General features: G+C 40.2%; 13 protein-coding genes and 1 pseudogene. 11 read left to right on the top strand and 3 right to left on the bottom strand.

All coding sequences use genetic code 11. The features are described 5' to 3' along the window. Both ABZA00_RS04775 and zapB read left to right on the top strand, forming a co-directional pair. Nucleotides 1-198 (top strand): hypothetical protein (locus ABZA00_RS04775; RefSeq protein ID WP_372880998.1); only part of this gene is annotated, 198 nt, incomplete at its 5' end. 92 nt (nt 199-290) lie between these two features. Then, nucleotides 291-509 (top strand): annotated as a pseudogene (gene zapB / locus ABZA00_RS04770) (cell division protein ZapB); the annotation flags it as partial. A 437-nt stretch (nt 510-946) separates the two neighbouring features. Here the strand turns inward: zapB and ABZA00_RS04765 are convergent. Further along, the gene (locus ABZA00_RS04765) at nt 947-1,525 is read right to left on the bottom strand and encodes an acetate uptake transporter (protein WP_372880997.1); all 579 of its coding nucleotides are present in this window, start codon (nt 1,523-1,525) and stop codon (nt 947-949) included. Nucleotides 1,526-1,779: 254 nt separating this feature from the next. Between ABZA00_RS04765 and ABZA00_RS04760 the strand changes: the two genes are divergently transcribed. The 9 genes from ABZA00_RS04760 (at nt 1,780) to ABZA00_RS04720 (ending at nt 10,163) form a co-directional block, all read left to right on the top strand. Continuing rightward, entirely contained in the window at nt 1,780-2,547 is a 768-nt protein-coding gene (locus ABZA00_RS04760; protein WP_372880996.1) for an ABC transporter ATP-binding protein, read from the top strand. Between the two features lie 47 nt (nt 2,548-2,594). After that, nucleotides 2,595-3,368 carry an ABC transporter substrate-binding protein gene (locus ABZA00_RS04755; RefSeq protein WP_372880995.1) on the top strand — a complete coding sequence of 258 codons (774 nt, stop codon included), beginning with the start codon at nt 2,595-2,597 and terminating at the stop codon, nt 3,366-3,368. Nucleotides 3,369-3,436: 68 nt separating this feature from the next. Beyond that, a complete protein-coding gene (locus ABZA00_RS04750; RefSeq protein ID WP_372880994.1) occupies nt 3,437-4,177 on the top strand; it encodes an ABC transporter permease in 741 nt (246 codons plus the stop codon). Between the two features lie 2 nt (nt 4,178-4,179). Further along, nucleotides 4,180-4,854: an ABC transporter permease gene (locus ABZA00_RS04745; protein ID WP_372880993.1), complete on the top strand. Its 675-nt coding sequence runs from the start codon at nt 4,180-4,182 to the stop codon at nt 4,852-4,854. A gap of 287 nt (nt 4,855-5,141) precedes the next feature. Then, nucleotides 5,142-6,107 (top strand): zinc transporter ZntB, encoded by a 966-nt coding sequence (locus ABZA00_RS04740; RefSeq protein ID WP_372880992.1) that lies wholly within the window; start codon nt 5,142-5,144, stop codon nt 6,105-6,107. A 51-nt stretch (nt 6,108-6,158) separates the two neighbouring features. Continuing rightward, nucleotides 6,159-7,043 (top strand): mechanosensitive ion channel family protein, encoded by an 885-nt coding sequence (locus ABZA00_RS04735; protein ID WP_372880991.1) that lies wholly within the window; start codon nt 6,159-6,161, stop codon nt 7,041-7,043. A 631-nt stretch (nt 7,044-7,674) separates the two neighbouring features. After that, a complete protein-coding gene (gene rimK, locus ABZA00_RS04730; RefSeq protein WP_372880990.1) occupies nt 7,675-8,589 on the top strand; it encodes a 30S ribosomal protein S6--L-glutamate ligase in 915 nt (304 codons plus the stop codon). 15 nt (nt 8,590-8,604) lie between these two features. Next, complete coding sequence (locus ABZA00_RS04725) at nt 8,605-9,630, top strand: succinylglutamate desuccinylase/aspartoacylase family protein (protein WP_372880989.1); 1,026 nt, start codon at nt 8,605-8,607, stop codon at nt 9,628-9,630. A gap of 71 nt (nt 9,631-9,701) precedes the next feature. Next, entirely contained in the window at nt 9,702-10,163 is a 462-nt protein-coding gene (locus tag ABZA00_RS04720; protein ID WP_372880988.1) for an ATP-dependent zinc protease, read from the top strand. A gap of 76 nt (nt 10,164-10,239) precedes the next feature. Here ABZA00_RS04720 and ABZA00_RS04715 read toward each other — a convergent pair whose 3' ends face one another. Beyond that, nucleotides 10,240-10,983, bottom strand: coding sequence for an amino acid ABC transporter ATP-binding protein (locus tag ABZA00_RS04715; RefSeq protein WP_372880987.1), 744 nt, complete (start codon nt 10,981-10,983; stop codon nt 10,240-10,242). Nucleotides 10,984-10,994: 11 nt separating this feature from the next. Further along, complete coding sequence (locus ABZA00_RS04710) at nt 10,995-12,071, bottom strand: amino acid ABC transporter permease (RefSeq protein ID WP_372880986.1); 1,077 nt, start codon at nt 12,069-12,071, stop codon at nt 10,995-10,997. Nucleotide 12,072: the final 1 nt, after the last annotated feature.

Raw genomic sequence — 12,072 nt, 5'->3', positions numbered from 1 at the left:
GTACAAAAAGTCTCAGGTCTTCTTCAGACTGCGAAACTTCGTTTCGGTTCTTCATCATTAACTATCGTCGTTGCGCGCAAGGTTGAAGGTCAGGAAGTGAAAGTTAAAGTACTGGAAGTAGACCGTCAAGGCCGTGTACGTTTAAGTATTAAAGAAGCAATGGAAAAGAAAGAAGCTTTTTTATTGACATTGGTTTGATCAAGAGGTGAATAATGAGTGATCCATATAGTAATATGGGCCACTTTAGATTAAATTAGACCTTATCTCCCTACCGTTTATAAGAGCACATTATGATAGAAAATACTCTGCCTCAACTAGAACAACTTATCGAGCAAGCCATTGCAAAGAATAAGCAACTGAAACAGCAGGTTGCTGAACTTAAAGAACAAAACAACAAACTTGCTGAAGAAAATGAGCTGTTACAGCTGCAAGCATTAGAGAATGAAGAAAAACAACAGCAAACAGAAACAGGATTGAACCGTTTGCTAGCTAGATTGCAGGAAACACAAGATGATAAGGAACATGAAAATCATGAGCATCATGAACACAATGAGCATCACCACCACGAGCATCATGAACACCATCACGGTTAATCAGACTACTTCCTATTAAATTAGTTGTCTGAATTATACCAATTCCGTTAATTAGATGATCTATTTAGGCGTAGGAAAAATGGATGAAAGCAAGGCATTGATTGCAGTAACTAGTTGTTCTAATTGCAAAATAAATAACAAAGACTAAAACGTAGTTTTATGTCTAGCTAGCATTCATTTTAACAAGCATAAATGAATAGATAATTATCGGATTTGGTATTATCATTGTTGGCGGTGCATGGAAGAAGAAAAGGAAAGCGATTTGTTGTTCCGTTAAAAACAAAAAAACCGGGTTTTTATACCCGGTTTTTATCAACTGCTGAGCCATTAATAGCGACTGTTATGCCAGGTTGTTATTCCTTTGCACCGATTGGTAAAACAGTACGACCGTATTGTTCGTTAATTACTTCCGCCATTGCTAAATAGATAGCACTGAATCCACAGATAATACCTTCAAATCCAGCGATAGTACCAATCAGTTTAGAACCGGTGAAATCGCGGATCGCTAATAGGAAGAAAAGAACTGTTAAGCTGGCAAAAATAAACTGTAACACTTTATTTCCACGTAATGTGCCGATAAACATGAAAGCGGTGAAGATTCCCCACATAACCAGGTACCAGGCCATAAATGCATGCGGTGTAGCTTGTGCAGCATCACCTAAACCCATTTGCGGGAAAAGAAGCAATGCAACTAGACTGATCCAGAAAAAACCGTAAGAAGTGAAAGCTGTTAAACCGAAAGTATTACCTTTTTTAAACTCAAGGATACCAGCGATAACCTGCGCTGCACCGCCATAAAAAAGACCCATTGCCAGGATCATTGCACTGATCGGAAAAAAGCCGGCATTATGGATATTAAGTAAAACTGTTGTCATTCCGAAACCCATTAGACCTAGAGGACCCGGGTTTGCGTATTTAATCGTTTGTGGCATGTTATTCACCTTGTTTGTTATCTATTATTGTAAAATGCGCGCAAGATAACATGGAAAAAAAAATTGTAAAGGTAATTATAAAACAAGCTCTAACTCTCTTTTTAAAATAATTATTGTTTAACGATGATCTTCGCTATTTACAGCTTTATTAAACTTCAGTGGTGCAAAAGCTTGATATTAATTTTATTAAAATCCACGATGATAACTGTTAATATACGAAAAATATTTTACCCACAAAAAATGAATTGAATTATATGCCATTACCAACACTATCGATTAAAAACCTCCATAAGTCATTTGCAGCTAACGAAGTCTTAAAAGGAATCGATTTAGAAGCATATAAAGGCGATGTTATCTCTATTTTAGGCGCTTCGGGATCGGGTAAAAGTACACTACTGCGTTGCGTTAATCTTCTTGAAACTCCTTCCTCCGGCGAGATTCGTGTAAATGGTGAGTTAATCGAAATGAGACAGGATAAAAAGCGCGGTGCAGTACCAGTTTCCATTAAACAGGTTGAACGTATCCGTTCCCGTTTGGCGATGGTTTTTCAAAGTTTCAATCTATGGTCACATATGACAGTTTTGGAAAATGTTATTGAAGCACCGGTGCATGTCTTAGGTGTGCCGAAAAAGGAAGCGATTGCCAAAGCTGAAATTATATTACAGCGGGTTGGGTTATATGAGCGTAAGGCTTTTTACCCGGGGCAGCTATCTGGAGGCCAGCAACAACGCGTTGCTATTGCACGTGCACTAGCTGTCGAGCCGGAAGTGATGCTCTTCGATGAACCTACTTCAGCACTTGATCCTGAACTTGTCGGAGAAGTATTGAATGTGATGCGCGGGTTAGCTGAAGAGGGACGCACTATGCTAGTAGTTACTCATGAAATGGCTTTTGCACGTGATGTTTCCAGTAAAGTGATCTTCTTACACGAAGGTTTAGTTGAAGAGCAGGGGAAACCGGAAGATATTTTTGTAAACCCGTCATCTAAACGTTTTAAACAATTTATTTCATCGGTTTATTAAACGACGAACCTGGAATATTTAACTCTCTCTTATTACAAGGATATAAAATGAAAAAAATAAGCTTATTAATAGCACTGTTTGCTATGTCACTTAATGCAGCGCAGGCGAAAGAGTGGAAAGAAGTCCGCATCGGGGTGGAGGGATTTTATCCGCCATTTAGTAATACGGAAGCTGATGGCAGTGTAACAGGTTTCGATATTGATCTGATTCATACCTTATGTGCTGAGATAGGCGCAAAATGTACCATAGTAAAACAGGACTGGGACGGTATTATTCCCGCGCTGTTAGCCCGTAAATACGATGCAATTATTGCGACAATGGATATCACAGCTGAGCGTAAAAAAAAGGTCGCTTTCACTGATAAATATATGCACATTCCTGCCCGTTTTGCAGCCCTGAAAGGAACTCAATTTGAAGCTACGGCTGACTTTATGACAGGTAAAAAAGTAGGTGTACAACGTGCGACAAGTATGGACACTTATATTTCTGATAATTTTCCAAAAGCTGAAATTAAACGTTACGGTTCAGCTAATGAAGCATACCTGGATCTGAAAGCGGGGCGCCTGGATTATGTATTAGCAGATGCTGCCGCTATTATCGACGGTTTATTAGGTAAAGAAGGCGGTGATAAATTTGCATTTGTTGGCCCTCAATTAACTGATGCTAAATGGTTCGGTGAAGGTGCCGGTATTGCAATTCGCAAGCAGGATAAAGATCTGGTAGAAAAGTTTAATGCTGCGATTGCTGCGGTTCGTGCCGATGGCAGATATAAAGCAATTCAGGATAAGTACTTTAACTTTGATATCTATGGCGCAGAATAACCGCTGAAAGGGTCTATAAAAAGGATGGGCGACCATCCTTTTTTATTTAATTGGAAGTAAAATTTGCTATGACTGAGCTACAAAATTATCAGGGCATACTGCTTGAAGGGGCATGGTTAACCATTCAGGTTGCACTGTTGTCACTTTTATTATCGGTATTTTTAGGTTTGCTGGGTGCTTCTGCTAAGCTATCGCATTCAACATTTTTAAAAGGTGCTGCAACCTTATATACGACGGTTATTCGTGGTATTCCGGATCTGATTTTAATGCTGCTGATTTTTTTTGGCGGCCAGATGTTGATCAACGAGTTCACTTATAGTTTCAATGAATGGTTAAACGGGCTTTTTGCCCGCTTTAATCCTGCTCATGAATGGTCTTCATTTTTACCTGATTATATCGATGTCAGTCCCTATTTTGCCGGTATTGTTACTATAGGTTTTATCTTTGGTGCTTATATGGCAGAAACATTTCGTGGTGCTTTTTCAGCGGTTGAAAAAGGCCAGCTAGAAGCTGCGATTGCCTATGGAATGAATAAATACAAAATATTTTTTCGTGTTATGTTTCCGCAGATGATGCGCCACGCGTTACCGGGTATAGGAAATAACTGGTTGGTTTTATTGAAAACAACTGCGTTGGTTTCGGTTATCGGATTACAGGATATGGTTAAAATCGCCGGTGATGCATCGGGCACAACACAGAAACCTTTTACCTTTTATTTAACTGTTGCATTCATTTTTCTTCTTTTAACCTCAGTTTCAAACCTTTTTCTGCAGTGGGCTGAGCGTAAATATACAATTAAAACGAGGTAGAGATGGATCTTTCAATATTTATTAACGAATATCAGTTTTACCTCGAGGGGTTATGGACCACTATCTGGCTGGTGGCGCTTTCATTGTTACTGGGGTTATTTATTGCTGTTCCAGCGGGTATCTTACACAGCAGTGAAAAGTGGTTTATCAAAGGCCCGATTTGGCTTTTTATGTACTTCTTCCGTGGTACGCCGTTGTTAGTGCAGCTGTTTATTATTTATTACGGTGCAGCACAGTTTGATGGATTACGGGAAAGCTGGTTATGGCATTATTTCCAGGAAGCCTGGTTTTGTGCTTTATTGGCCTTCACTCTGAATACCGGGGCCTATACCGCTGAAATCGTTCGTGGTGTGATTAGCACTATGCCTAAAGGTGAGCTGGAAGCTGCAAAAGCTTATGGTATGAATAAATGGCAGATTTTGCGACGTATAACCTTGCCGAATTCGATACGTCGTGCCTTGCCTTCTTACAGTAACGAAATCATTTTTATGATCCATGGCAGTGCCATTGCCGGTATTATTACTATTGTTGATATCACCGGTGCCGCGCGGGTGATCAATGCGCGTTATTATGCCCCTTTCGAGGCCTATTTAGGGGCTGCTGTTTTATATATGTGCCTGACCTTCTCGGTGATCTTTGTTTTTAAACAATGGGAAAAACGTTATTTAAATCGTTAAATCCAGAAGCAGAGCTTCACTATGATCAATACCAACCCGGAGCAAACTGATCAACCTTGTTGGTATTGATTTTCCCTGCCCGGTAATTCTTCTTTCATTATAGTTTTTGCATCCCTATGATTTGTATGCCATATTCTAGGGTCTGTTGACCTTTAGCGTGCAAAATTTGTACGCGAAAGGTCAACCGACCCTAATACCCCCTAAAACAAACATAACCACACAGCCAAACTAGTTTAAACTCCGGCCACGGACTTGCTGGTTCGGCTAACTGTAAATGGAGTTGTGTAATGAAAAAAGATCCCGGACTAATCTATGGATATTACTTAAATAAAAACCATCAGGTAGAGCGTATTGATAGTGTTAATTCGCTTGATACCGGACAGAGCTATTGGCTGCATTTTGATTACAGCTTTGCACAAACACAATTCTGGATTGAAAATCACAGTGAGTTAAACCCGGTGGTAATAGCTGCTTTATTAAATGAAGAAACTCGCCCCCGGGCGACTTTTATTGATGATGGTTTTCTTATTTCATTACGCGGTGTCAATCTGTCACCTAACAGCGACCCGGAAGATATGGTCTCGATCCGTATCTGGGTGGATAAAAATAGAATTATCAGCACCAGACATCGTCGTCTTCTTTCTGCTGAAAAAATTGCCCGTGATATTGAGTCAAAAAATGGCCCGACCAGCGCAATTGAATTATTGACCCAATTCAGCTCAGAGCTGATAGCGCGAATGAGCGATACTATTGATGAAATTGAGGAAAAATTAGCGTCAATAGAAGAGCAGCTGTTAACCCGGAACAGCCATGTTTTAAGAAATGATGTGGTTGAATTAAGACAGCAGATAATTGCATTGCGCCGTTACCTCGCGCCCCAGAGAGAAGCTATGTTACAGCTGCAAAATGACAAGCATGATTTCTTTAATAGTGACCAGCGTCTTGAATTACGCGAAGCATTGGATACGTTAATGCGCTATATTGAAGATCTTGACTCCATTCGAGATAGAGCCATTGTTGTGCAGGAAGAAATTGCCAATAAATTAAATGAACAGCTAAATAACCGTATGTATGTTTTATCCATTATTACCGCCATTTTTCTTCCTTTAGGGTTTTTAACCGGCTTGCTTGGTATTAATGTCGGCGGGATACCCGGAGCTGATAATCCCTATGCATTTGCATTATTTATTGGCTTTTTGTGGGTGATTATTATTGTTCAAATTGGTCTTTTAAAAAGAAATAAATGGTTCTAACAACGTTATACAAATTAATACACTGGGTATTATTTAAAGAGTATGTAAAAAATGCAATTAGATGATCTGATAAAAATATTAAACTACCCGACCATTTCAATAGTGGGTCAGAAAATAACCGTTGGTCAATGGTTCCTGATGCCGATCGTTTTATATATCGGCTATTTATTAACCAGAGGGTTAGTCAATCTTATCTCAAGAAGTTTAATGTCCAAAAAAGCAGACCCCAATCTGATTCACCTGATTAGAAGAATTATTTATGTTTTAGCTATCACCATCTCTCTGGTGACGATCTTAGATTTAATCAATGTACCTATTACCGCTTTTGCTTTTCTCTCAGGTGCGATCGCCATTGGCTTCGGTTTTGGCGCACAAAACATTATTAATAATTTTATCAGTGGTTGGATTCTAATGTGGGAACGGCCGATCCGCATTAGCGATTTTTTGGAGGTTGATGGTGTGAAAGGGGTGGTAGAGGAGATCAATACCCGTTCAACCAGAATTAGACGGGTAGATGGTGTCCATTTACTTATTCCCAATAGTAAATTATTAGAAAATACCGTGGTCAACAGAACACTTGTTGACCATGTTATGCGCACCACGGTAAGTGTTGGTGTTGCATATGGATCTCCGGTGAAAACTGTTGCCGGATTAATTTTGCGCGCAGCAAAAGAGCAGGAGGTGATATTACAAAATCCACCACCCGTTGTTACTTTTGAAGATTTTGCTGACAGCTCATTGGTTTTTGAGGTTAACTTCTGGATAAATGCCAGAGTGGATAGCACCTTACGGATAACCAGAAGTGATGTGCGTTTTCGCATTGCAGAGCTGTTTGATGAAAATAATATTGTCATTTCTTTTCCGCAAAGGGATCTCCATATCGATGGCAGCCTGACGGTCATTAAAGAAGCCGTGAAAAAAAATGAATCCGTATAAAAAACATTGATACCCATGTTACTTCAAAATACTTTGTCAGGCACGAGCTTGGAGACCAGAGCAAGGCGCAACATGAGAACCTTTCGTGAGATTAACTTCGTTAATCCACTATCGGTAGGTGTAAATGCAAGCATTTAACACCTTAAATGGTTATTCCCTTTTCGATTGCTGCAACGCAGAACTGGTTTTCGATATAGCGCCCCGTAGGGCAAGGTAAATTGCACAAATCTGCTTTGTTATAACATCTCTATGTAGAATGGCTATACTTCAATTTTATGCCGAGCTTATTTACTGCATCAGCGGATTTGTGAACTGCGAGATAATTTTTTATGAAAAATGTTAGGGGAGATCTGCTTTGTAAAATGGGGCTGGTAGAATTACTGTCGTTTGACAGAGATTTTAAATTTTCGACTAGACTGAATAGGTATACCCAATTTACTTGAAAATGCAGATTTCTGCGTTTTTAAGTAATTTGGGGATATGCGCATAATCGAATTTTTTCATCAGGCACCGCAAAATAATGATTTTGTTATGCTTCTGGCAATCGCCTAAACTCGCGCCCATAGAATAAGCTGAGTTTGCCTCATTAACACAAATCAACTCAGATCATGTTGATTAAAAAGGAAAGATCATGAAAATTGCTATTTTATCGAGGAACTCGAATCTGTACTCGACAAAAAGATTAAAAGAAGAAGGCGAAGCACGAGGCCATCAGGTTGATATTATTGATACGCTGCATTGTTACATGGATATAACCAGCAGCCGTCCGACAGTTCGTTATTATGGTGAAGAATTACCGGTGTATGATGCATTGATCCCACGCATCGGTGCTTCAGTTACTTTTTACGGTACCGCCGTTGCGCGGCAGTTTGAAGTAATGGGCACTTTCAATATTAATGAGTCCGTTGCTATTAGCCGCTCAAGAGATAAATTACGCTCAATGCAGTTACTCTCACGTAAAGGCATTGGTATGCCGAGAACGGGTTTTGCAAGCAAACCTGACAATATTAAAGATTTAATCAAGAATGTTGGTGGTGCACCTGTTGTTATCAAATTGCTTGAAGGCACCCAGGGGATTGGTGTAGTGCTTGCGGAAACCTCTAAAGCGGCGGAAAGTATTATCGAAGCTTTTATGGGGATCAAAGCAAATATCCTGGTACAAGAGTTTATCAAAGAGGCTGGTGGTGCTGATATCCGTTGTTTAGTTATTGGCGGTAAAGTGGTTGCTGCCATGAAAAGACAAGGTGCGGAAGGCGAGTTTCGCTCCAACCTTCACCGCGGCGGCTCTGCTGTGGTGGTTAAATTAACTAAAGTAGAACGGGAAACGGCGATTAATGCAGCCAAGATCATGGGCTTGAATTTTTGTGGTGTTGACTTACTGCGCTCTGAAAGCGGGCCTAAAGTAATGGAAGTTAACTCATCTCCCGGTTTAGAGGGGATTGAGGCTGCGACGGGTAAAAACGTTGCGGGTATGGTTGTTGAGTTTCTTGAAAAAAATATAAAAGAAAATCAATCGCATACAAACAAAACTCGTGGGCGTGGATAATTAAGGACAGATATAATGGCGACATTACGCATCGGTGAATATGAAATTTTACCCGGTACCGATCAGAAAATTGATCTCCCTGTAGCAAAGTTATACACAGATACTGATGTTTCCTTGCCTGTTCATATTATCAGGGCTAAAAAGCCCGGGCCGACAATCTTTCTAAGTGCGGCTGTGCACGGCGATGAACTTAATGGTATAGAGATTATCAGGCGCTTACTTAAACTGAAGAGCTTTAAGTTGCTTGCCGGAACGGTGATTGCAGTACCCATGGTCAATGTTTATGGTGTGGTTAACTTAAGCCGTTATATGCCGGATCGCCGCGATTTAAACCGCAGTTTTCCGGGATCTCCCAAAGGCTCTTTAGCTGCCCGCGTGGCGCATATATTCCTGACTCAGATTGCTCAGCATTGTGATTATGGTATCGATTTACACACCGGAGCCATTCACCGCTCTAATTTACCGCAAATCAGAGCGGATTTATCAGATCCTGAAACAAAAGAGCTGGCAAAAATTTTTTCTGCTCCGGTTATCTTAAATTCAAATCTGGTTGATGGATCATTAAGAGAAGCAGCAGTGGAAAATAATACCAAAGTATTATTGTATGAAGCGGGTGAAGCATTAAGATTTGATGAGTTTTCAATCAGGTTAGGCATAACAGGTATTTTAAATGTCTTAGCGCATTTAAAAATGGTGAAAAAGAAACCGTCAAAACGCAAAAAAACGGCACCCTTTATTGCAAACAGCAGCAGTTGGTTACGTGCTAATGCAAGCGGGATAGTTAACCACGAGCGTCACTTGGGTGATCAGGTGAAAAAAGGGGATTTGTTAGCTGAAATCGGTTCTCCTTATGGTGATATTATCAATATTGTCACCGCTACACGTGCCGGCATCATTATAGGAAAGCAAAATATTCCTCTGGTTCAGGAAGGTGAGGCAATGTTTCATATTGCCTACTTCACTGAAGATGACGGTTTAATTGCCGGACAAATAGAAAATGTGCAGGGGCAATTAATCGCCGATGGACAAAATATGTACTGACAACTCAGATCTAATCCCGGCTTGGCCTCAGATTTTTCAATACTGAGTTTAATTTAACACTAGGCAATTTAATGAAAACAAATGATAAAATAATTATCGGCAGACTTGAGTCAATTTCACTGCCGGATTTAGCGATTGATGATTTGCAGGTCAGGATTGATACCGGTGCGCAAACTTCATCATTACATGTGGATAATATTAAGAAGTTTCATAAAAACGGTAAACCCTGCGTTAAATTTGATATACATCCTGATATTCATAATGTCAGTAGCATTGTGCCCTGCAGCGCCTATATTTATGATATCAGAAGAATAAAATCATCCAATGGCAGCACAGAGCAGCGTTACGTCATTAAGACGACAATGATACTGGGTGAAAATACCTGGCCAATTGAAATTACATTAACGGATCGCTCCGATATGAGTTATCTGATGCTGCTCGGCAGAGAAGCGATGAAAGAGCGCATACTGGTTGATCCCTCAAAGGTTTTTTTAGAATCAAGACTCGAAAAGAAAGCGGATCTTAAGCCTTAAGCAGGTTGATTTTTACCTGAAGGGGAGTTACATAAAAAGGTTAATGAACAATTCGTTAACCTTTTTTAATACCATATTAATGGGATAAAATCTGATCTAAAAATAGTTTTAAACGGTCTGATTGTGGATTATCGAAGAACTCATGGGGATCATTCTCTTCAATAATTTGTCCCGCATCCATAAAGATAACCCGATCTGCTACTTTTTTAGCAAAGCCCATTTCATGGGTAACACAAATCATAGTGATCCCTTCGTCGGCCAGTTCAACCATAACATCCAATACCTCTGAAACCATTTCAGGATCCAGCGCAGAAGTCGGTTCGTCGAACAACATGATTTCAGGATTGATGCACAAACAGCGTGCAATCGCAACACGTTGCTGCTGCCCTCCGGAGAGCTGATTCGGATATTTATGTGCCTGATCGGCAATTTTAACCCGCTCAAGGTAATACATTGCCGTTTTAATTGCCTCGGCACGCGGTTTTTTATGTACCCAGGTAGGCGCTAATAGCAGGTTTTCCAGAACAGAAAGGTGGGGGAAAAGGTTAAAATGCTGAAATACCATGCCGACTTGGGCGCGGATATCACGGACAACTTTCACATCATCAATCAGCTCAGTGCCATTGATATTGATCTGTCCCTTTTGAAATTTTTCCAGGTGGTTTAAACAGCGAATGGTAGTAGATTTCCCCGATCCGGAAGGGCCGCAAATTACCACCTTTTCACCTTTCTTAATACTCAAATTAACATCTTTAAGCACATGGAAGTCACCATACCACTTATTAACATCTTTCATTGTGATCATAACTTGTTCAGACATGTGATTACCCTTTAATGCTCAGTATTATATTTACGTTCGATTGATTTTGAGTACTGTGACATTGAAAAACAGAATACCCAGTAAATCATAGTAACGAACACATAACCTTCAATTTCAAACCCCAACCAGTTTGAATCACTGGTCGTCAGTGTCACCATCGCTAAAACATCAAATAAACCAATGATTAATACCAGTGTGGTATCTTTAAATAACGAAATAAACGAGCCTACTAAATTGGGAATTGATATTTTTAATGCCTGCGGCAAAATAATCAGAATCATGCCCTGCCAGTAACTCAACCCCAGTGATTCACTCGCTTCATATTGTCCTTTAGGAATTGCCTGCAGGCCGCCGCGAACCACCTCCGCGATGTAAGCCGCCTGGAAAAGGGTAATACCAATAAGTGCCCGCAATAATTTATCAAAATCAATGCCGGAACTGAAAAACAGTGGTAATACCACGGAAGCCATAAACAGGATAGTAATCAGCGGTACACCACGGATAAATTCAATAAAACCGACACATAATGTTTTTAAAATAGGCATATCTGATTGACGGCCCAACGCAAGAACAATACCGATCGGAAACGAAACAATAATACCTACAGCGGCAACCAGAATGGTCAGCATTAACCCGCCCCATTTTTCAGTCGGTACAACTTCCAGCCCAACGCCCCCATAAATAAGGAAAAAACAGATTGCCGGATAGACTAACATTAAGCCTATTTTAACCTTGAGGTTAGGGATAAAGTTCATGGCTAATATAAAAGCGGCTGACAAAAAGGCAACCAAATTAGGGCGCCAGTGCAGTGCTTCCGGATAAAAGCCATAGATGAACTGATCAAATTTTTCGATAATAAATATCCATCTTGCCCCTTCCTTCACAACTTCCTCTTTGCTGCCGCTCCAGGTGGCATTAAATATCATCCAGTCCAATAGCGGCGGAAGTATGGTATACACAATGTAAATGCTTAATAAGGTCAACAGGCTATTACTAATACTGGAGAACAGGTTCTCACGTAACCAGAATACAACACCTTTACTGGCTGAAGGCGCTGGTTTGGCTTCTTTAAAGGTATAAACAGCCATA

This window comes from Psychromonas sp. (assembly GCF_041586535.1).
GTDB lineage: Bacteria > Pseudomonadota > Gammaproteobacteria > Enterobacterales > Psychromonadaceae > Psychromonas.
The sequence above is the reverse complement of the archived record's forward strand: the minus strand, read 5'-3'. Positions and strand labels throughout refer to the sequence as shown.

Excerpts from the sequence above, each read along its gene's own strand:
- ABZA00_RS04715 (WP_372880987.1), bottom strand. The coding sequence starts at position 10,983 with ATGTCTGAACAAGTTATGATCACAATGAAAGATGTTAATAAGTGGTAT.
- ABZA00_RS04735 (WP_372880991.1), top strand. The coding sequence starts at position 6,159 with ATGCAATTAGATGATCTGATAAAAATATTAAACTACCCGACCATTTCA.
- ABZA00_RS04745 (WP_372880993.1), top strand. The coding sequence starts at position 4,180 with ATGGATCTTTCAATATTTATTAACGAATATCAGTTTTACCTCGAGGGG.
- ABZA00_RS04755 (WP_372880995.1), top strand. The coding sequence starts at position 2,595 with ATGAAAAAAATAAGCTTATTAATAGCACTGTTTGCTATGTCACTTAAT.
- ABZA00_RS04750 (WP_372880994.1), top strand. The coding sequence starts at position 3,437 with ATGACTGAGCTACAAAATTATCAGGGCATACTGCTTGAAGGGGCATGG.
- ABZA00_RS04740 (WP_372880992.1), top strand. The coding sequence starts at position 5,142 with ATGAAAAAAGATCCCGGACTAATCTATGGATATTACTTAAATAAAAAC.
- ABZA00_RS04725 (WP_372880989.1), top strand. The coding sequence starts at position 8,605 with ATGGCGACATTACGCATCGGTGAATATGAAATTTTACCCGGTACCGAT.
- ABZA00_RS04720 (WP_372880988.1), top strand. The coding sequence starts at position 9,702 with ATGAAAACAAATGATAAAATAATTATCGGCAGACTTGAGTCAATTTCA.
- ABZA00_RS04765 (WP_372880997.1), bottom strand. The coding sequence starts at position 1,525 with ATGCCACAAACGATTAAATACGCAAACCCGGGTCCTCTAGGTCTAATG.
- ABZA00_RS04760 (WP_372880996.1), top strand. The coding sequence starts at position 1,780 with ATGCCATTACCAACACTATCGATTAAAAACCTCCATAAGTCATTTGCA.
- rimK (WP_372880990.1), top strand. The coding sequence starts at position 7,675 with ATGAAAATTGCTATTTTATCGAGGAACTCGAATCTGTACTCGACAAAA.
- ABZA00_RS04710 (WP_372880986.1), bottom strand. The coding sequence starts at position 12,071 with ATGGCTGTTTATACCTTTAAAGAAGCCAAACCAGCGCCTTCAGCCAGT.